This window comes from Achromobacter sp. MYb9 (genome assembly GCF_002975275.1).
Lineage (GTDB): Bacteria > Pseudomonadota > Gammaproteobacteria > Burkholderiales > Burkholderiaceae_B > Achromobacter.
The window spans coordinates 156,063-175,899 of record NZ_PCOQ01000011.1; the positions used below are offsets into that span (position 1 = coordinate 156,063).

Consider the following 19,837-nt stretch of genomic DNA (forward strand, 5'->3'; position numbering starts at 1 on the left):
TTATTTTAAATAATAAGCTTATTTCCTAAGGTAATTTAGCATGGCGACTGCGTTATGGCTTGGCTTGTGCATAGGTGCCTCCCTTGGGCTCACCGGCGCCGGGGGAGGCATTCTCGCGGTGCCCGCGCTCATGTTCGGACTGCATATGTCTTTGGCGCAAGCGGCGCCAGTGGCTCTGATCGCCGTGGGCGCGGCCTCGGCCGTGGGCGCCATCCAGGGCCTGCGTAGCGGCCTGGTGCGCTACAAGGCCGCACTCCTGATGGCAATCACCGGCGCCGTCACCGCACCGCTGGGCCTAGCGCTGGCGCGACAGATTCCTGCCTCGTGGCTTAGCCTGGGGTTCGCAGCCGTCATGATGCTCGTGGCCGTACGCATGGCACGCCAGTCACGTCCCGCGCGTGCCGGCCTGGCGCCAGCGGCCGATCGCAACAAGGCCTGCCGTCTTTCCGCCGAGACTGGCCGGTTCATCTGGACCGGTCGCGCCGCGGTCACTTTGGGGTCGATAGGGGCCGTGGCGGGCATCTGCACCGGCATGTTGGGCGTGGGTGGGGGCTTCATCATCGTGCCGGCGCTCACGTATTTCAGCGACGCCCGCATGCACAATATCGTGTCCACCTCCTTGATGGTCATCGCTTTTGTCTCGGCAGTCACGGTCGGCTCCGCTGTGATGCGTGGCCTTTCCTTGACCGACGCGCAATGGCTGTTCATCGCTGCCGCGACCGTGGGCATGATGCTCGGCCGGATGGCGGCACCGCTCGTGCCACAACCGGTGTTACAGCGGGTGTTCGCCGCTGTGTGCGTCGCCGTCGCTGGCGTTCTCATCCTGCGCACTTGATCCTCCCCCATGGCGCTAGCCCGTGCTTGCGCCGATCCCATCTGGACCTCTCTCATGAATGTATTGATCCACGCACCCACGTCCGCCGCGCTTGAGCGTGCGCGCAACAATGTGCTAAATCTACGCAAGGCTCGGCCCGACGCGCAGATCCGTCTGGTGCTTAACGGCTCGGCGGTTGCCGCCGCGCTCGAGGGCGAATCTCATGCCGCTGACGCTGTCACGTGGCTGTGTCCTAACACCCTGGCGCGCACCGAGCGCGTGGCACGAGAGCCGATGGCGGTGTTGTCCGAAGCGGCCATCGTTCTGCTGGCTGAATGGCAGAGCGAAGGTTGGTCATACGTCCGCGCCTGACCCAGCAGTGTTAATCCTCTGATAATCCGCGCGCTGCACTATCTGGTGCATGACGAAATCACGCATTATCCGGGCGCTCGCACGCCGATGGCTTCCTTGGCTTGCAGTTCTAACTTTGGCCACGTTCGCGACATCGGCCTTTTCGCAGAACGAATTTCTCGACCCTGAAGATGCGTTCCGTCTGGAGTCGTCGCGCGGCGCGGGGGACGAAGTCGTGCTGAACTGGCAGATTGCCGAAGGCTATTACCTTTATCGCGAGCGTATCGAAGCACAGCGCATGCCGCAGGCAACGTCGGTTTCCCTGCAAACGCCGCCAGGCGAAAGCAAGGACGACCCGAATTTCGGCGTGATGGAGGTCTACCACGGCCAGGCTCGAGCAGTGCTCGCACCCGCAGGGAACGGCATCTTGCGTGTCACTTGGCAAGGCTGCGCGGATGCCGGTCTCTGCTATCCCCCTCAGACGCGCGACATCGACATAAGCCGCCTATCGGCGACTAGCAGCGCTAGCCCGGCCCCCGCGCTGGACGCGAACAGCGATCTGAGCATCCGGCATGCGCTCCACAACCATAGTCTGGGCTGGAGCCTGGCAGTTTTTCTTGTGTTGGGCCTGGGGCTGGCTTTCACGCCCTGCGTGCTGCCGATGCTGCCCATCGTCTCCTCCCTGGTCGTCGGCGCGCGGGCGTCCCCAAGGCGTGGCTTGATACTGAGCTTGGCCTTTGTCCTTCCCATGGCCGCCACGTACGCCGCCATGGGAGTGGCGGCGGCGTTGGCCGGTGCCAGCCTTCAAGCCTCCTTGCAAAACCCCTACATGCTTGGCCTGCTGGGGACGGTGTTCGTCACGCTCGCCTTCGCCATGTTTGGCTTCTACAACCTGCAACTGCCCGCGTCGTTGCGCGATAGACTGGATCGAGCGGGCCGGCGTCAACAAGGCGGTACCTTGTTGAGTGCGGCGGTGATGGGGATAGTTTCTGCATTGCTCGTCGGCCCCTGCATGACGGCGCCGCTGGCTGGCACGCTGCTGTACATCGCCGAAAGCGGAGACCTCGTACGTGGTGCGGCGATTCTATTTTCGCTGGGCTTAGGAATGGGATTGCCAATGCTCGCCGTCGGCGCCTTGGGCCCGCGTCTCCTGCCCCGCCCTGGCCTGTGGATGGAGCGTGTGAAAGCGGTATTCGGGTTCCTGTTGCTCGGCACCGCGGTACTGATGCTGGAACGCATACTTCCGCCTCCGGTGAGCCTGGCCTTGTGGGGTGGCCTGGCCATTGCGATCGCCAGTGCTCTTGCCATCTGGGCCTGGCAAGCACGGACATCAGCAGCCTATCTGGCACTGTTGCTCAGCGTTTCGATTCCCATGATGACCTGGGGACTCGCCATGCAACTGGGGGCCGCGGCGGGGCAGGCCGACCCCGTGCGTCCGTTGGCGTTCCTGGTGGCCGGCAACGTGAATACCCCTGGCACATCCGCCGAAACCGATGGCTTCATCACCGTGGATGCACCGGATGCCATGGCGGCGGCGCTCAGCCGCGCGCAAGCTGCGGGAAAACCCGTCTTCCTCGACTTCTCGGCGCAATGGTGCGTGTCCTGCAAGAAAATTGAACGGGAGGTCTATCCCCTACCCGAGGTCCGCGCAGCGCTATCGTCGTTCGAGCTAATTCGCATGGACCTAACCCGCAGCACGCCGGACCAATTGGCGCTACTGCGCCAGCTACAAGTGCCCGGGCCGCCGAGTGCCTTGTTCTTCGGCGCCGATGGACGCGAGCGGCGTGCGCAGCGGCTGACCGGCGAGTTTGACGCCTCGGCGTTACTCCGCCAGCATCGTCTCGCGCTGGAGGCGCCATGAGCGGCATGCTTTCTGTAGGACCGTTAGTGTTGCCCTTGACTCTGGTGGCGTTCATCGCAAGCGTGCTGATGGGTCAAGGGGTGGCGGCATGGTTAGCTATGCGGCGCGGCCCCGACACGCAACTTCCGATGGGCCGGGTGTTGTTAACTGGCATCCTGGCCTCGCGCGCAGCATTTGTCGCTCAGCAGTTCGCCGCGTACTCCGCCGATCCCGTCTCGATCCTTGACATTCGCGACGGCGGCTGGAATGCCACCGCCGGTTTTGCCGCGGCATGGGCCTACGCCGTATGGCTGAGCGGGCATCGCAGCAGTTGGAAGGCACCCATGCTGACAGGAATCGCGGTGGCAACGCTGGTCTGGGCGGGAGCTCACTGGGTGGCTGCAGCCACCGGATCGGGCGAACCGCGCGCGTCCCTGCCCGAAACCACGTTCCGAACGCTGGAGGGAGAGCCGAGATCGCTGCAAGCCTTTCAAGGCAAGCCGGTCGTGCTCAATCTCTGGGCCAGCTGGTGCCCGCCCTGCAGGCGCGAAATGCCAGTTTTCGCCCAAGCCCAGGCCGCCCATCCTGAGATCACATTTGTTTTCCTGAATCAAGGCGAGCGCACCGCGGTAGTGCAGCAGTTTCTCGCACAGCAGGGGCTGGCGCTGGAAAACGTCCTCCTCGACGTCGACACCCAGGCCGCCACCGTGTTCGGTCATCGCGCATTACCCGCCACCTTGTTCTTCGACGCTTTCGGCCGGCACGTCGACACCCGGCTGGGAGAACTCTCACGAGCCACGCTCGCACAGCGCCTTGCGCTCATAAGCCACGCCCCTGCTCCTCACACCTCTAAGGAAATGCTCCCTTGACTGACTCGCTTCCGCTTACCGCTCGTACCGGATCGTTCCCACGCAGCTTTGGCGCTTCAGTGATCGCGGCATTGATGCTGTCGCTTACTTCTCCCGCTTCCGCCTCCGACCTCCCTCACGCGTTGCGGGCGTTGCAGGCCGAAGGTCTGGAGGTTCTAGGCCCTTTACAGACTCCCGCAGGGGTCCAGGGTTGGGCGGCGCGGGCGGGCAACCGTCCTGTCGCGCTCTACGCCGTGCCCGGGGGCCAATACGTGATCGCGGGCACGCTACTCGACAAGGACGGCAACGATCTGACTCACGGTCCACTGCAATCGGCAACGGCCCCGGCCATATCTAGCGACGTCTGGAAGCAGCTGGAAAGTTCGACATGGCTGGCCGACGGCAAGCCAGATGCAGGCCGCACCGTCTATGTCTTTACGGATCCCAATTGCCCGTACTGCGCCAAGTCCTGGGCGGACGCTCGACCCTGGGTCGACGCGGGACATGTGCAATTGCGTCACGTCGTAGTCGGAATGTTGACGCCGACAAGCCCCGGCATGGCGGCCGCATTGTTGTCAGCTCAGGATCCAGCAAAGGCCTTGCACGATTACGAGGCCAGGCAGTCGGCTGGCGTGGCAGCGCAGATGGCAACGGGGCGACTCCGGCCGGTCAACGATGAGGTGCTTAAACCACTGGACCCCATCCCGTCGGAAATCGAGGGGAAGCTATTGGCCAATATGGCGCTCATGCAGGCGCTGTCACTGCGAGCGACGCCTGCGTTCGTGTGGCGCGACGCAAATGGCGAGGTACATCAGCGCACAGGTATGCCGCCTAGCGAAATCGAGAAGGTGCTGGGCAAACGACCGTGACCGATATCAATCACGTCTCGTGCCCGTCGCTGGCGCCGGGCCGTAATGAGGCGAGCTGAATGAAGATGCTTGAAGAGGCACTGCATACAGCGGTGCGCAGGTTTGGCGCACGTGCATTGGCAGCTAATGCTGCGCAGTTCACGCGGTCGCCAGAAGACATATGGTGCGAGGCCCGCGAGATGCGCGACACATTGGAGGCCGACGCCGCTCAGCGAACCCGAACCGCGCCGGCTGACGGCGTTCAGCGATTTCCTGCTGGAACGCTGGCAGCAAGCGCCGTGGGACCGGTTGGCGCGACTCGTAGTTGCAGAGGCACAGGTCCGCCTATAGCCCAGATTTTGCACGTCGGGGCCCGCATGTCGGGCGTCGCACCACACGGCCACCCCGACTTAACCCGTACGCTCAGCCCCAATGATTCGTATTGACGACATGGCCTATGTAGAAATCGCCCGTAGCGAGCCACATAACTCGTTGTCGAGATGAGCACATGGATTTTCGAGCTTTGGGTTCAGTCCAATCAGGATCAGCTCCGCGGAAGCAATTGCCCTAGCAGACGACAAGAAGGGCCGCGCTGATGCTACTTTCGATGCCATTTTCCGTAGATAATTGCATATCTCATTTGCGCGGCCGGGTCTGACATGCGATTGTCCAATTCGCTCTCTAAACTGGAGCTTTTCGTTAAGATCGTTGAGAACGGTAGTCTGTCCAAGGCCGCGCGCGAGCTTAGCCTGACACCGTCTGCGGTAAGCAAGGCTTTGGCCCAACTTGAGGATCAGCTTGGTACCGTACTCATTAAGCGCACGACGCGGCATATCGCCCTGACTGAAGGCGGAGCAATGATGTACGCACGTGCGACAGCTATCCTCCGCGATGCCGACCTTGCACTGCATGAGGCTATCCAGTTTCGCAAGCCATCGGGCGTTCTACACGTGTCGTGCTCGGTGGCATTCGGCTGCACGCAAGTCTCGAGATTGGTGCGCGACTTTTCTGCGCAGTACCCCGAAATAGAGATTTCTTTGAACCTTGATGACCGCATGGTGGACCTTGCATCGGAAGGCCATGATGTCGCTCTGCGCATCACCGCACGCGATAACTGGGACTATCCTGGGCGAAAGCTAGCACCGATTCACTGGCTGTATGTAGCGTCTCCAGCCTATCTAAACAGCCATCCGCCCATACGCAACCCTGTGGATTTAACCCATCACTCATGCCTGCTCTATCCCGCGATGACCGAGCATCGAGAATGGAGCTTCGCGCATCTTGGTAGTACAGAGACGATAAAGGTGCGATGCCTCGCCGTAGCCAATTCCAGTTTGGCGCTTGCTGAGATCGCACTTGATCACGCAGGTATCGCATGCCTGCCCGCCTATGTAGCGCAGCGTCACCTGGACGAGGGCAAGCTGCAACAGGTACTGCCGCAGTATGCTCCACCGCCTCGACACTCTCTCTACGCCCTGTACTTCAAGACTCGCTATAGCAACCCGGCAGTCAGGGTGTTCGTAGAATTCCTGGAGGAGAAATTCAAAGACGGCGCGCCGTGGCACAAGGCTGCGACCGTCTGAGATCCACCCCAGTCGCTCAGCGTTATTTGAGAGCGCTCGCAATGCTATCGACGGCTTGATCCACCAAGCTGCGAGAGCAGCCTAAATTGGCGCGCATGAACCCGTGGCCCTCCAAGCCGAACTTTGGCCCTCTATCTAGCCATACCCGACACTTGGTAAGCATGAAATCTTCGAGTTCTTCGGCTGGCATGCCAAGCGCCCGGAAGTCCATCCAAGCCAAGTAGAGCGAGTCCATCTCCAGCACCTTGATCCCCTTATCAAGGTTGTTGATGCGCTGAGCGAAGTGCCTTTGGTTCGCTACCACATAGGCCAGCATGGCGTCAGCCCAAGAACCGCCGTGTGTAAAGGCGGCCTCGGTCGCCACCATTCCCAAAACGTTTACCTGGGTGTTGTAGTTCCGCTCGATCGTACGCAGAATCTCGGCTCGCTTCACCTTGTCCGCCACGAACATGTTGCCGCACTGCAGGCCCGCCAGATTGAACGTTTTACTTGCGGACGTGCAGGTGACGCTGTTTAGCGCGAAGCGGGGATCAAGCGATGCAAATGGCGTGTGCTGTTTCCCCTGCCCAAACACGAAGTCGCAGTGAATCTCGTCGGCAATCACGAGCACACCATGGCGTAGACAGATCTCGCCCATCGCGAAAAGATCTTCTTTGCTCCACACATTGCCAGTGGGATTGTGCGGATTCGAAAGGATAAATATCTTGGTGTCATCCCGAATCGCCTCTTCAAACACCTTGGCATCGAACCGGTAGCGACTCCCATCGTAGTGCAGCGGCGCATTCACGACATGGCGTCCGTTAATGACGACATCATGGTTGAAATGCACGTACACCGGCGGCTGGATCAGCACAGAGTCGCCTGGACGAGAAAAGGCCAGCACGATCGTCTTCAGCGCCGCGATAACGCTGGCAATCGGAACGACCCAATCATTGGGGACATCCCACCCAAAGCGCCTACGTTGCCATCCCGTGACGGCATTCAGGTAGCCGCTCGTCGGACGTGCGGGGTAGCCGTATACGCCGTGCGACACGGCCTCTTTCAGTGCGTCGACCACTGCAAGCGGCGATCTGAAATCCATATCTGCGACCCACATGGGAAGCGGATCGGCGGCGGCTTGCTCGGCCGTGAGCATTTCGGCCTGCGATCGCCATTTGAGGGAATTGCTTTGCTTGCGGTCCACCACAGTATCGAAGTCGAACATAGTATCGGGCGTCATTTCGAGATTCTTAGTTTTAGATTTCAAGTTTATGGACGGCCTGTGGACATCAGTAGCCCAGGGCCTTCAGGAAGGGAGATAGGCACACGATCAGGCCGAATACGAAGACGTACCAGACCTTCAGCGATATGTACTTTCGCAGCGCCGGGACCTTGTAGATCAAGAGGCAGGGAACGATAAAGGACGCAATACCGTAGATCGGCGATGCAAGCTGCTGTAGTAACAGGATCGAGAAGCGGGTTTGCACCCAGAGCCACAGGCCCAACACGATCGCGACACAGAGCATCAGTGATACCACGCGTTTGTTTATGCGCTCCTTTGGCACGAACCGCGTGAGAATGTTCATCACCAAGCCAGCAACTGCTTCTTCAATACCCAGATAGATTCCGAGGAACGCCGTGACTACAGCAAATACATTAAGCGCTGTGGTCAAGTAGAGGACACCGTTCCCGGGTATCACTGCACCGGCAAGGGCAAGCGCCGAGATGTTCTGGGCCTTGGCTGAAAGAGCCTGTTCATGCGACAGCGCGAACGAGAATGACGTCGCAAAGAACAGAACCAAAACAGCCAGAATTACGTACGCTATGCGATTCGCGCGAATGGCCCTGTACGTTGCTACGCGCGGGTCAGACTCCACCCTACGAAAGGCGATGTTCATCGGACTCAAGATTTGCACGAAGAGGATGGAGAACAGCGTGAACGGCACGGTAAGGATGGTGTCAATGGCGAACTTTTCAAGATCGGACGTCGTTGGCATGGGCGGGACATTCGCGCCAATGTTCCAGAACGGCACCATCACGACACCTAGGAACACCACGATGGCAAGTTTGAGGACCACAAGCGGCCCCGATATCTTGAAGAGCAGCTTCTCGCCCTGCGCCGCGATCGCCACCAGTACGCTGAGAATTGCCAATGAGAATATTGGGCTATCAGAAAGCAAACCCGTCGTTATACCGAACGTCTGCAGATACTTCGCGGTGTCAAACGTGACCGCTAGCGAGTAAGTGAGCATGCCCTTAAGCAGCATGAAGAAGTACACGACCGCCAGGAATATGCCCCAGTTCTTTCCCAGATACTGCGCGATGATGTTGGCATAGCTGTCAGCCTCCCGGCTCGCCGAAAGGGACTGCAGATACAGCTTCTGCATCATGTAAAGCGCAGGGTACGCAAGGAGCACCGAAGCTGCAAAAACCCATATGCCTGTCAAGCCCACCTGCACCGGAAGAAATATGATGCCGGCGCCAATCGCCATTCCAATGCACAGCACAACCCAGCCGGCATCGTAGCGAGTGAAAGGCACACGTTCGCGGGGACTTTCCTCCGGCGTGCGTGTCGTTGTGATCGGCGCTGTATTAACCGCGCTATCGGCTGTGTTCAACATCCCCTCCTGATCTTGTCACGCTCAACTGGTTGCGCCGCCAGATCGGCAACTCGTCGCCCCGAAAAGCTGGACCAGCACCTCTTTGGACGCCTGTCCAAAGGCTGCAGGAAGTGTACTGACGGCCAGCTTCTCAACGCGGGGAAATTTCCTCACAGCATTTGTGCGCAAAATTCATAAGTGAACGTTGGTCTAGAGGCCCCCACCTCACCCCTTACAGAAGTACAGTGATGAACGAGAAATTTTGCTCATTGCGACACTCGTGTTTGTCATCATGGCTCCCGCTCAATCCTCACGCCCGGCGACGCGCGCAAGCAATCAAATGGCCGTGACGACGCAAAATGAACTTCTCCCCGAACCTTCGCGGCTCTCGACACTGCTCCATTGGAAGGTCTGACTTACCTATGCTTTTCCGACCGGCAAATCCTTCAACCTTTGTTGCGTTTAGCCTTACGTTGTTGTTCTTCCAAAACCAGGCTATTGGCGCTGAAAAACCGGCCGCCATCAGAACCCTGGAGGAACGAGGACTGACCATGATTCAGGAGTTCGATGCTGGGACTGGCGCTGCAGTGCGCGCATTCGCGGGCGAAGCGCTCGACGACAAGATATTGGAGAGCCTGGCGGCCAAGCCATTGGCGAGCAAGACTTGGGCGCAGCTCGCATCGGCCACATGGGTGCTCGACGGAGATGCCAGCGCTCCCCGCATCGTCTATACATTTACCGATCCCAATTGCCCGTATTGCAATCGCTTTTGGCAGGCGGCACGTCCGTGGATCGACTCCGGCAAGGTACAAATTCGCCATTTACTCGTGGGTATCATCAAAGCGGATAGCCCGGCAAAGGCTGCGGCCATATTGGGGGCTTCCGACCGATCCGCCGCCTTGCGCGAAAACGAGGTGAAGTCTAGCCATGGCGGCATTGCACCGGCCGATATGATCTCCCCGACAGTACAGCAAGTTCTGGACGCGAATCAGATGCTTATGATTTCCCTAGGCTTCCGGGGTACGCCCGGCATAGTCGTCTTGGATGCCAATGGGGCACTCAGGAAGTACAACGGTATGCCGCGGGCGCAGGCCTTGGCTGAGGCGCTAGGGCCTTTGTAGGTCAAGCTTCGGACACCCGGTCGGGAAGCTGGCACGGGATTCTTGCGGACTCCAGCATCGCGCGCTCATAGGCTGGCACCTCCTGTGCCCCGGGCAAAATGACCTCTTCATTAAATAAGGAAAGGGGGAGGCCGGAGGCAAGGTTCTTGGCATCGCGTTCATCGCGGGCCACTGACGCCAGGTGCCGAGCATCAAAGCTGAACTCATGCGGCGTCAAACCCTGCCCTATGGCAAGCTCGGAAAGCACGCGTCTGTCGAATATGTCCTTTTCTCCTGCGGTGCAGGCGCGGAAAATCACTTCGATTAACTGCTGACGCCTGTCGAACGAATCGATGCTCTTGACCATCGCGTGAGCGTCCGTTGTATCGCCAAACCGCATCTTTTTGAACCGAAATTCCAGCCCCCCCTCACTACCGGCTTCATTGAGAGCGGCCATCATTCGATCGGCCGTCGTAACGTTGCCCAACCTTCGAATCAGAGCCATCGTGAACCCCTCGGCGGGTATGCCTTTGGCCATGCGATACGACCGGACATCAACCACAACCTCAATCTCCCGCGCCAAGTTGCGCGCCGCCTTTCCTATACGGCTGATGGCTATCCAACACCAGGGACAGACGAAGTCCGACCAAACCACTACGCGAACTCTCTTCATCCGTGCCCTTTCTCGCCGCTCGTACTCTCGCCCTGCGGGACTTCTCTACCAACTAGACGGTAGATAACTAGGGGAAAATAAGCCGCCCCATTTTTGGCGCGACTTCGCTTTGTAGCTTTTCGAATGCTAGCTCTGCTCAATGATCGATAGAACAACGGTCTCGTCGAGGGCTTGTTTTCCCTTAGTAGCCCAATTGACAAAACTTGCCCCCTCCAGAAGGCTCAGGATCAGGAAAGCTTTCTGCTTGGCTCCCCGGCCTGCCGGGATATCTCCATCGGCCATGCCCTCTTCCAACGTCGTCCGAAGCCAAGTCAACTGCAAATCGAAAAATCGCTGCGTGAGCTTTTGCAGCTCCACAGGCAGCACCTTCATTTCTGCGGCAAGTGCACCGCACATAGGAAGTAGACCGCGATTGCTACTTGCTTGGAACAGCGAAAAGTACGCCGTCACCTTATCGGCAACATTTGAATTCTGCTGCTCGATACGTCGAAAACCAGAGCGCACCCGCTCGATATATTCCTCTACGATCGCGACACCAAGGTCCTCTTTCGTGGGGAAGTGGTGATGGATACTTGCCTTCCTGATGCCGATGTCCTCGGCCAGATCAGCATAGCTGAAGGCGGCGTACCCTTTGGTGCGCATCAGGTTTTCGGCGGACCTTACCAGCGCTTCTCGCGTTCCAATTACCATGTCTATTCCTAATCGCCGCGATCACTCCACGGCGGAAAACTCCTCGTAAGCGTCGAGGGCACGAGAAGAGTATACGTACGCCGCGCCCGCATTCAAGGCAATTGCTGTACCCAACGCTGCGGCAACTTCCTCCTTAGTCGCACCGGCCTTCTTTGCAGCGACCGCGTGGGCTGCGATACAACCATCGCAACGCGTGGTGACCGCCACTGCCAGCGCAATCAGCTCATGCGTTTTCGCATCCAACACGCTGTCCTTGCGCGTCGCAACGTCCAATTGATGCAGCGCTCCTGCAACGGGCGCGTTCGCCTTGGAAAATGCGCCTACACGCTTGATCAGTGACACCAGCTTACCGTTCCACTTCTTTTCCATATCCATTTGCCTTTTCGTCGTTCCGATTACTTTCAAGCGCTCTTGCGAGCGGCCATCACGCCGCCGTCCACATCCCACGTGGCGCCGGTAACCCAAGATGCTTTGTCCGAAAGCAAGAAGATGATCGCTTCGGCGACATCACGCGGCGTTCCGTTGCGACCTAGCGGATGGAAGTTATTGAAGTCCTTCAATGCCCCATCCAGCTTGTCGGTGGGAATGAATCGTTCGAAAATTCGCGTCTCGACAATGGCAGGGCTCACCGAGTTGACACGGATGTTGTGTTCCGCCAGCTCCGCAGCTACGTGCGTGGTAAGCGCGTCCAGACCCCGCTTGGCCATCGAATAGGCTGATGCAGGAATTGACTGGACGGCCTGCCTGGCCGCAACGGCGGTCACATTGACGAACGAGCCGGGCTGGTTGCGGGCAACCAGCGACGCTGCCACTTGGCGCGTAATGAAAAACAGCGAACGATTCAGATCAAGAAAGCTGTCATAGTCGGCCGGCGAATGCTCGAGGAACGCCTTCGGGTAGTAAATCCCGGCGGAGTTCACCAGCAGATCAATGTCGGCGTGCTCCGTCTCCAATTTCTGGATGAGCGCTTTGACGCTTTCGAAATCGGAGAGGTTTGCCGTCAATGCCGCAGCCTTGCCTTCACCGGTGATCGCCTCAAGCTTCTGACGCGCCTCCTCCGCCTTTTCAGGACGGCTGCCGACGAGCACAACCGCTCCACCTTGCTCAGCAACCATGCGAGCGGCTTCGAACCCGATTCCGCTCGTCCCACCTACCGCCAGAAGCTTGCGGCCCATAAATTGTTTGGTGTCCATATGACTTCCTTTTAAGAACATTACCCTACCAACTAGTAGGCAGGTTAGTGTGGCATATTGCTCTTGTCAACCACTATCGCCGAGAGTGGCAGAACTGCTCGGTACGCGACGTGATGTTGATGTTCTTAACGCATCTCCACATGCGTCTGGCGCAACGCTTCACGATGTGAATTGAACATTGGACGCCAAGAAAGCACGCCTTCTATCCTGCAAGCATCCCTTCAAGCCCACCTTTGAGTGAAGCATCCAAACATGACTTTCTCCGCGCATGGCATCTACACCGCACTTGTCACCCCGCTTACGAAAGCGGACACGTTTGACGAGCCGGCCTTCCGCAAGCTCATCGACTTCCAGATCGAGTCCGGCATTTCAGGTTTGCTCGTCGTCGGAGGCGCTGGCGAGTATGTGAGCCTTACGCCGTCGGAACGCAAGCAAGTTGTTGAAGTTGCTGTAGAGCATGTGAAGGGGCGCGTTCCCGTGATCGTGGGTGCCCTGTCGCCCGGAACGCGGGAGGTGCAAGAGGTAGTCCGCCACGCGGCTGACGCAGGCGCTGACGCGGCCCTTGTTTTGCCCCCCTACTACGTCAAAACCACCGCGGAGGGCATTTTTGAACATTTCTCACGCGTAGCGGACACCGCTCCGATCTCGATCGTTGCCTATAACAATCCCGGCAGGACAGGCGTCAATCTGGATATCCCCGTGCTTGAGAAAATCGCGACCCTTTCCTCGGTGGTGGCGTTGAAAGAGTGCGAACGCGACTTGGCCGTCGTCGCAGCAAAGATCCGCGCTTTGGGCCAAAGGATGGATGTGCTTTCCGGGGACGATGACCTCGGATTCCCGACGTTCCTGCTTGGCAGCCCGGGCGGCATCTTCATGTCGTCCAATATCATCCCGGCCGAGCATGTTGAACTGTTCAAAACAGTGGCGCAGGAAAACGTGACGCACGCTCGCAGCATTCATTACGCAATTCTCCCGCTGATCGAGGCGCTTTACACCGCTAACCACCCTGCGCCGTTGAAAGACGCCATGGCGCTGATCGGGCATCCCGTCGGGCCGGCTAGATCGCCGTTGCAAGGAGCGTCGGCCGAAACGCTAGATCGCGTTGCGGCAGCCCTGGAGCATATCTCTGCCAGTATTCACGCCTAGGTCCATCAGGGCAGACGCTGCCATTCCTGGTTAGGCAGCGCTACAATTGCGCGGTCGCTGTGACGGAATCTTCGCCGCAGTGCCGCGCTGCCCTTGCCCAGGAGCTTTACCGTGGACACCAGATGGCTTCAAGACTTTCTCGTGCTGGCTGAAGTCAAGAGCTTCACAAAAGCTGCCGATATCCGAAATCTATCGCAGGCCGCTTTCAGTAGGCGCATCCAGGCAATTGAGCAATGGCTCGGTACACAGTTGATCGACCGAAATGCATTTCCCACCGCTCTGACTGCGGCGGGTGAGCGATTTCGCGAGACCGCGACGGACGTTGTCAACAGGCTTGCTGCATCGCGCTCGCAGCTTCGATCCAGCCCTGACCGCAACCATGTGCGAATAGCGTTGCCCCATGCACTGGCGACTACCCGCCTACATGAGTGGTGGAAGACCTGGTCAAATGAGCATGACCTGAGCTGCAGCCTTGAACTGGGCAATATCCACGACACCGTGTCATCGCTTACCAGCGGATCTGCCGATCTGCTCGTCTGTTTCGAACACGCGGAACTCCCCATACGATTGCGTGAAGATCGCTACGAGAAACTCCATCTTGGCACCGAGCGCGTGAAGCCCTACGCGTCGCCTCTTGAAGTCGATGCCGGTCGCATCGCCTTCCCCGGCGATGACGATCTACCTGTGCCCCTGCTCACCTATTCACCCACCACCCTGTTTTCCCGCGTGGTGGAGATCGCGAAACGGGACAATCCTTCGGTCACCGGTTACTCGGTCTTCGAGTCGGAGTCCTCAGACGTGCTTGGCGACCTTGCTTCAAGCGGATATGGCGTTGTTTGGCTTGCCGACAGCTCATTTCGGCAGGGCCGTGAATGGAACCTCGTGCCGGTTGGAGAAGGAAGATGGGACGTGCAGATATCCATCAATGCCTATAAAGCGCGAGACACTCGCCGGCCTGGACTTGAAGAACTTTGGAACGCGATTCGGAACTCAAGCGCCGTAACCGCTCAAGGCTGACTGCGGCTGCTGACGGCGGCCAAGATGGACTCGAACGTCTCGTTCGTTTGCCGTATGGAAGATGTTGACGTCGGGTCGATCCACAGATAGCTGTAGTAGTACATGCCTAACAACGCCTTGAGCCGAAAACGGGAATATGGAACGAAGACGCCAGTCTTCTCACCCTCAATTAGGGTTTCCTTCCAGATCCTCTCGTAGGCGGCATGTAGGGCGAGCACTCCTTGGCGCCGGTCATCCGCCAGGGAAATTGTCTCGCGAAAGCACACGGCAAGTTCGTCTCGATGCGCACCGATTACCGAAATAAGCTCACTCCCCAAGCGACGCAAGCGCATTGTGGGATCGGACTCCTCTGCTTTGGAGACCTTTGCCAGATGCAGCAATTTCGTCATGTACTGACGGCAGATCTCTTCCAGCAGATCATCTTTGCTAGGGAAGTAGTGATAGAAGGCCCCCCGACTCAGGTCAAGGGCGGCGCATAACTCATTCATCCCAACCGCGTGGAATCCCCGCTTTGCGTACAGGGCAGCAGCGCCCTTGAGGATGCGGTCGCGATTAGCAGGAAGCTCCTCGGTTTTTTTGCTAGCCACTGCCTATTCATTCCATTTGACGTGAGAAAGGTCCAGCAATTGTATCTCCCGCAGTACTAGGCTCCCTTTCCAATTCCCTGTATGCTCGTCAAAAACAGACCGACCGATCGGTCGGCCACACCGAAGCAACTATGGCCGTTGCACCACGGCACTACTGGGGAGGAAGCATGGACGGTTCAGAAGAAGGGAAAACGAACGCAGTTAAGCCGTTTGTTGGCAAGGCGGATGGCCGACGGCAGTTCCTGACCAGGGGCACCGCCATAGCAACCTCTTTGGCAACGCTAGGCCTAGCGGACTCCGGCTTTGCACAAACAGCAGCCTCAGTCCCGACAGCCCCCGCCAACGACAACCTGCCGCCCAATGTGCCGAAATGGACAAAGTCGCTGGGCGCACCGACTGCAACGCCGTACGGCGTACCGTCAAAATTCGAAACCAAGGCAATAAGAAACTTGTATCCCGGGCTGAAAGAGCCGATGTCCGCTTACAGCACTACGCCTTTGCAGGAGTTGGACGGCATCATCACTCCTAACGGTCTGTTCTATGAGCGGCATCATGCCGGCGTGCCAGAAATTGATCCGCAACAGCATCGTCTGATGATTCACGGTCTGGTTAAGAACCCCATGGTCTTTGACATGGCGGAACTGCGGCAGTTTCCTAGTGAAAGCCACATCTACTTTTTGGAATGCTCCGGCAATCCCAGTTTTCTTCCGCCGTACGGAAAAACTGCGGCCGAAGTTACTGGTCTAGTGAGCTGTGCACAATGGACTGGCGTACGTCTGAAAACGCTGCTTGATCACGCTGGGCTAGATCCCAAGGCGAAGTGGATCGTGGCGGAAGGCGCCGACGGGGCCGGCATGACAAGAAGCATTCCCATAGAGAAATGCCTGGACGATGTCCTCGTGGCCTTCAGCCAAAACGGCGAACGGTTGCGGCCTGAACAGGGCTACCCGATAAGACTGTTCGTCCCAGGCTTTGAGGGAAACATGAGTATCAAATGGCTCAGGCGCCTGCATGTCACCGATCAGCCCGGCCACACCCGGGAAGAAACGGCCAAATACACGGACCTGATGGCTGATGGGCGAGCGCGTGAGTTTTCCTTCGTCATGGAGTGCAAATCCATCATCACGTTCCCTTCCGGCACACAACGGTTGACACGCAAAGGTACGCACGAAATGCGCGGCATCGCCTGGAGCGGCCGCGGAAAAATTACTGGTGTGGATGTCTCGATCGACGGTGGCGATAGCTGGTCCCCCGCCATCTTGCAAGAACCCGTCCTTTCCAAGGCGTTAACTTCGTTTCGAGCGCCCTTCGACTGGGATGGAAAGGAACTGATGCTGATGAGCAGGGCAATCGACGAGACTGGCTATGTACAGCCGACTTTGGCTCAACTCATCGCGGTGCGAGGAAAGTTCTCCTTCTACCACAACAATGCAGTACAACCCTGGCGCGTATCGGCAAGCGGGGAGGTCACAAATGGCCGCGCATAAGGCAATCACAAGCGTCGTCGCCCTTTGTGCAGGCGCGCTGATCGCGCCGGCTCTTGGACAGGTCGGTCTAGAAGGCCTGGGTCGACACCTTACCAAAGAAGAACTTGCAGGTTGGAACATCGACATCCTGCCCGATGGCACGGGGTTGCCCCCGGGCCAAGGAACGGTCCTTCAAGGCCAAACCGTATACCAGGCGCAATGCCTGGCGTGCCATGGGGCGAATCTCGAAGGAGGCCTCGGGCCGGCTTTAGCCGGCGGCGTCGGCAGTTTGACGACCGACAAGCCGCTTAAAACGATCGGCAGCTATTGGCCGTACTCCACCACACTGTTCGACTACATCCGCCGCGCCATGCCGTTCCAGGCGCCTCAATCTCTTTCGAATGAAGACGTATACAGCGTCACAGCATATCTGCTGCACAAGAACGATATCCTCCCCGCGACGGCAACCCTGGGCGCCGACAACCTGGCCAGCATCAAGATGCCTAACCGCGGCAATTTCTATGTCGACGACCGCCCAGACGTCAAAGTGGACAGATGCATGAAGGACTGCCTTTCCAAGTAGCACCGCCACCATTGCATCACACGACGCATCATTTGCACCCGACACCCAGTCAAGAGGATTGCCACAGTGAGTATCAACGCCGCCATGTCAGCAAGGGAATTTCAGAACGTAGTTGAGGAATACGATTTTGATGAGGTCGTCGACCGCAAGAATAGCAACTCGATGAAGTGGGGAGGGATGCAGCAATTCTTGTCTGAGGATGAAGCCAGGGCGCAACCGCTGCCTACGTGGGTTGCCGATTCAGACTTCAAGGCGCCCAGACCCGTGCTGGATGCCCTGCACCAGGCAGTTGAACATGGCGTGTTCGGCTACCCCAACGGCGCCCCTAGGTCATATCTGGAGGCAGTCATCAACTGGCAGGGTAAACGTTTTGGTTGGAATGTGGACGCGGAATGGATCGTGCAAACGCCGGGCATCATTACCTCTATAAAAATCGCCATCCAGGCATTTTCCGCTCCCGGCGATTCGGTACTTATCCAGCCGCCGGTCTACGCGCATTTTCATGACGATGTTCTGCTTAACGGACGCAAGCTCGCCTACGCCCCGCTGACCCGCTCGGAATCGGGATACGTGTTCGATAAGAGAGTGTTTGAAGACGCCATCCAGGACAATACGAAGATCTTCATCCTGAGCAATCCACACAACCCCACTGGGAACGTGTGGAGCAAAGCCGATCTGCATACGATGGGAGAGATATGTTTGCGCCGCGGCGTGCTGGTGATTGCCGACGAAATACACCAGGACTTGATCATGAATCCGGCGAAGTCACACACGCCGTTTGCGTCCCTGTGCCCGGGCTTTGCCGAACGCAGCATCACCTGCACCGCGCCAAGCAAAACGTTCAACCTTCCAGGCCTGCAGAGCGCCAATCTGTTCATACCGAATGCCAAGCTGCGTGATGAGTTCATCAGGCAATACGATCGCAATATGTTCCCGCTGGTCAACACGCTTGGCATGGTTGCCGCGGAAGCGGCCTATACGCACGGCGGACCGTGGCTGGAACAGATGCTCGCATACGTCAGGGGCAACCAGCTGCACTTTGCGCATCGGATCAACAGCTCAACTTCGAAGATCAGGGTACTGCCCGCGGATTCGCTATACCTGGCGTGGATGGATTGCCGCGGAACAGGCATGTCCGCCGAAGCTTTGAACAGATACTTGCTGATCAACGCGAGGCTATGGCTGGACAAGGGGCAAAAATTCGGCGTTGAAGGGCATGGCTATATGCGTGTCAACCTTGGCTGTCCACGATCAACTGTCGACGACGCAGTCGAACGCTTGTTGTCAGCCTTAGATAGCCTCTAAGTGCTTTGGACAGAGTCACAACGGGGCGAGCCTGAGGTTTGCGCGGGATAGGTCCGAGATCTTTTTGCACCCCATCAGTTTCATACCGCGTTCAATTTCATTACGAAGCACGCCAAGGGCACGCTCCACGCCCGCCTGCCCGGCAGCCGCCAAGGGGAAGAGGTAATACCGTCCGATTCCGACGGCCTTGGCCCCCATGGACAGGGCTTTCAGCACGTGCGTACCTCGCTGAATTCCGCCATCCATCATGATGTCGATTTCGCCTCCGACCGCATCCAAGATCTCTGCGAGTTGGTCGAACGCCGTGCGCGATCCATCCAGCTGCCGCCCCCCGTGGTTGGACAAAATTATCCCGGTACAACCGATATCCACGGCACGCCTAGCATCAGCGGCGGACATGATTCCTTTGAGGCAAAAAGGCCCTGCCCATTCAGTCACCATATCCGCGACGTCATCCCATGTCATTGAAGGATCCAGCATGTCGGTAAAGTAGCGGCCGATGGACATTGCGCCCTTGCCCATGTCGACATGGCCATCCAACTGCGGCAAGCGAAAGCGTTCATGAAGCAGGTGGTTCATGGCCCAGGCGGGTTTTGCGGCGAATTGCGAAATGCCGGCCAAGTTCAGCTTGAAGGGTATGGAGAAGCCGGTGCGCAGGTCGCGCTCGCGGTTGCCGCCCGTAATACTGTCCACCGTCAGCATCATGACGTTAACGCCAGCCTCTTTTGCCCGTAACATCATTGCCCGATTTAGCGTGCGGTCTTTGTGGAAATAGAACTGGTACACCTGGGGACCACTATGGCGCTTCCGAATTTCTTCAAGACTCGCCGTTCCCAGCGAGGAAACGCCGAACATGGTTCCAAACTTTGAAGCGGCAGCGGCGACGGCGAACTCGCCGGTGTGGTGGAACAAACGTTGCAACGCGGTCGGCGAGCAATACACCGGCATGTCGATTGACTGGCCCATGATTTGGACCGACAGATCCACATCCCTCACGCCACGGAGAACGTTGGGGACCAAGTCAAAGCGATCGAAGGACGTACTGTTTTGGCGCAACGTAGCCTCGTCGTCTGCCCCTCCGTCGATGTAGTTGAAAATCGGGCCGGGTAGGCGACGCTGGGCCAGCGTCCGGAAGTCGTGATAGTTGTGGCAATGCTTCAAACGCATCGTTGTTTTCCAAGAGAGCATGCGCGGCCGCGCTCACCCGCAGCCGC

Annotated in this window: 20 protein-coding genes; 12 read left to right on the plus strand and 8 right to left on the minus strand. The window is 58.3% G+C overall.

From position 1 onward, the window contains the following. The first annotated feature begins 40 nt into the window (after positions 1-40). The 6 genes from CQ050_RS17570 to CQ050_RS17600 all read left to right on the plus strand — a co-directional run bounded on the left by CQ050_RS17570 (position 41) and on the right by CQ050_RS17600 (position 6,284). Positions 41-835, plus strand: a complete 795-nt coding sequence (locus CQ050_RS17570; RefSeq protein ID WP_105558105.1) for a sulfite exporter TauE/SafE family protein — start codon at positions 41-43, stop codon at positions 833-835. 54 nt (positions 836-889) lie between these two features. Beyond that, entirely contained in the window at positions 890-1,186 is a 297-nt protein-coding gene (locus CQ050_RS17575; RefSeq protein ID WP_105558106.1) for a hypothetical protein, read from the plus strand. Between the two features lie 115 nt (positions 1,187-1,301). After that, on the plus strand, positions 1,302-3,026 hold the full coding sequence (dsbD, locus tag CQ050_RS17580; RefSeq protein WP_199196852.1) for a protein-disulfide reductase DsbD: 1,725 nt from the start codon (positions 1,302-1,304) through the stop codon (positions 3,024-3,026). Next, positions 3,023-3,874, plus strand: coding sequence for a TlpA disulfide reductase family protein (locus CQ050_RS17585; protein WP_105558108.1), 852 nt, complete (start codon positions 3,023-3,025; stop codon positions 3,872-3,874). Before dsbD ends, CQ050_RS17585 begins: the two co-directional genes overlap by 4 nt. Next, the gene (dsbG, locus tag CQ050_RS17590; protein WP_233214134.1) at positions 3,871-4,722 is read left to right on the plus strand and encodes a thiol:disulfide interchange protein DsbG; all 852 of its coding nucleotides are present in this window, start codon (positions 3,871-3,873) and stop codon (positions 4,720-4,722) included. Before CQ050_RS17585 ends, dsbG (CQ050_RS17590) begins: the two co-directional genes overlap by 4 nt. A gap of 638 nt (positions 4,723-5,360) precedes the next feature. Continuing rightward, positions 5,361-6,284, plus strand: coding sequence for a LysR family transcriptional regulator (locus CQ050_RS17600; protein ID WP_105558110.1), 924 nt, complete (start codon positions 5,361-5,363; stop codon positions 6,282-6,284). 22 nt (positions 6,285-6,306) lie between these two features. Here CQ050_RS17600 and CQ050_RS17605 read toward each other — a convergent pair whose 3' ends face one another. Both CQ050_RS17605 and CQ050_RS17610 read right to left on the minus strand, forming a co-directional pair. Continuing rightward, the gene (locus tag CQ050_RS17605; RefSeq protein WP_105558111.1) at positions 6,307-7,503 is read right to left on the minus strand and encodes a MalY/PatB family protein; all 1,197 of its coding nucleotides are present in this window, start codon (positions 7,501-7,503) and stop codon (positions 6,307-6,309) included. 49 nt (positions 7,504-7,552) lie between these two features. After that, positions 7,553-8,881, minus strand: a complete 1,329-nt coding sequence (locus CQ050_RS17610) for an amino acid permease (protein WP_233214135.1) — start codon at positions 8,879-8,881, stop codon at positions 7,553-7,555. 404 nt (positions 8,882-9,285) lie between these two features. Here CQ050_RS17610 and dsbG (CQ050_RS17615) point away from each other — a divergent pair, with 404 nt between their 5' ends. Further along, complete coding sequence (gene dsbG / locus CQ050_RS17615; protein WP_105558112.1) at positions 9,286-9,984, plus strand: thiol:disulfide interchange protein DsbG; 699 nt, start codon at positions 9,286-9,288, stop codon at positions 9,982-9,984. Between the two features lies 1 nt (position 9,985). Here the strand turns inward: dsbG (CQ050_RS17615) and CQ050_RS17620 are convergent, their stop codons facing one another. The 4 genes from CQ050_RS17620 to CQ050_RS17635 form a co-directional block, all read right to left on the minus strand. After that, complete coding sequence (locus CQ050_RS17620; RefSeq protein WP_105558113.1) at positions 9,986-10,636, minus strand: DsbA family protein; 651 nt, start codon at positions 10,634-10,636, stop codon at positions 9,986-9,988. A gap of 126 nt (positions 10,637-10,762) precedes the next feature. Further along, positions 10,763-11,326 carry a TetR/AcrR family transcriptional regulator gene (locus tag CQ050_RS17625; protein ID WP_105558114.1) on the minus strand — a complete coding sequence of 188 codons (564 nt, stop codon included), beginning with the start codon at positions 11,324-11,326 and terminating at the stop codon, positions 10,763-10,765. Positions 11,327-11,347: 21 nt separating this feature from the next. Next, complete coding sequence (locus tag CQ050_RS17630; protein WP_105558115.1) at positions 11,348-11,695, minus strand: carboxymuconolactone decarboxylase family protein; 348 nt, start codon at positions 11,693-11,695, stop codon at positions 11,348-11,350. 32 nt (positions 11,696-11,727) lie between these two features. Then, positions 11,728-12,519, minus strand: coding sequence for an SDR family NAD(P)-dependent oxidoreductase (locus CQ050_RS17635; RefSeq protein WP_105558116.1), 792 nt, complete (start codon positions 12,517-12,519; stop codon positions 11,728-11,730). Positions 12,520-12,771: 252 nt separating this feature from the next. On the opposite strand from CQ050_RS17635, the gene dapA reads away from it, so the two are divergent. Together dapA and CQ050_RS17645 are read left to right on the plus strand one after the other, a co-directional pair. Continuing rightward, complete coding sequence (gene dapA / locus CQ050_RS17640; protein WP_105558117.1) at positions 12,772-13,665, plus strand: 4-hydroxy-tetrahydrodipicolinate synthase; 894 nt, start codon at positions 12,772-12,774, stop codon at positions 13,663-13,665. 111 nt (positions 13,666-13,776) lie between these two features. Continuing rightward, positions 13,777-14,682 (plus strand): LysR family transcriptional regulator, encoded by a 906-nt coding sequence (locus CQ050_RS17645; RefSeq protein WP_105558159.1) that lies wholly within the window; start codon positions 13,777-13,779, stop codon positions 14,680-14,682. Here CQ050_RS17645 and CQ050_RS17650 read toward each other — a convergent pair. Further along, positions 14,673-15,269 carry a TetR/AcrR family transcriptional regulator gene (locus CQ050_RS17650; protein ID WP_105558118.1) on the minus strand — a complete coding sequence of 199 codons (597 nt, stop codon included), beginning with the start codon at positions 15,267-15,269 and terminating at the stop codon, positions 14,673-14,675. The genes CQ050_RS17645 and CQ050_RS17650 overlap by 10 nt on opposite strands. A gap of 167 nt (positions 15,270-15,436) precedes the next feature. Between CQ050_RS17650 and soxC the strand changes: the two genes are divergently transcribed. The 3 genes from soxC to CQ050_RS17665 all read left to right on the plus strand — a co-directional run bounded on the left by soxC (position 15,437) and on the right by CQ050_RS17665 (position 18,623). Next, positions 15,437-16,756 (plus strand): sulfite dehydrogenase, encoded by a 1,320-nt coding sequence (soxC, locus tag CQ050_RS17655; RefSeq protein ID WP_105558119.1) that lies wholly within the window; start codon positions 15,437-15,439, stop codon positions 16,754-16,756. Then, positions 16,743-17,318, plus strand: a complete 576-nt coding sequence (locus CQ050_RS17660; protein ID WP_105558120.1) for a c-type cytochrome — start codon at positions 16,743-16,745, stop codon at positions 17,316-17,318. The genes soxC and CQ050_RS17660 overlap by 14 nt, the downstream gene beginning before the upstream one ends. Before the next feature lie 84 nt (positions 17,319-17,402). Beyond that, the gene (locus CQ050_RS17665) at positions 17,403-18,623 is read left to right on the plus strand and encodes a MalY/PatB family protein (RefSeq protein ID WP_105558121.1); all 1,221 of its coding nucleotides are present in this window, start codon (positions 17,403-17,405) and stop codon (positions 18,621-18,623) included. A 15-nt stretch (positions 18,624-18,638) separates the two neighbouring features. Here CQ050_RS17665 and CQ050_RS17670 read toward each other — a convergent pair whose 3' ends face one another. Then, on the minus strand, positions 18,639-19,790 hold the full coding sequence (locus tag CQ050_RS17670; RefSeq protein ID WP_105558122.1) for an alpha-hydroxy acid oxidase: 1,152 nt from the start codon (positions 19,788-19,790) through the stop codon (positions 18,639-18,641). Positions 19,791-19,837 lie beyond the last annotated feature (47 nt).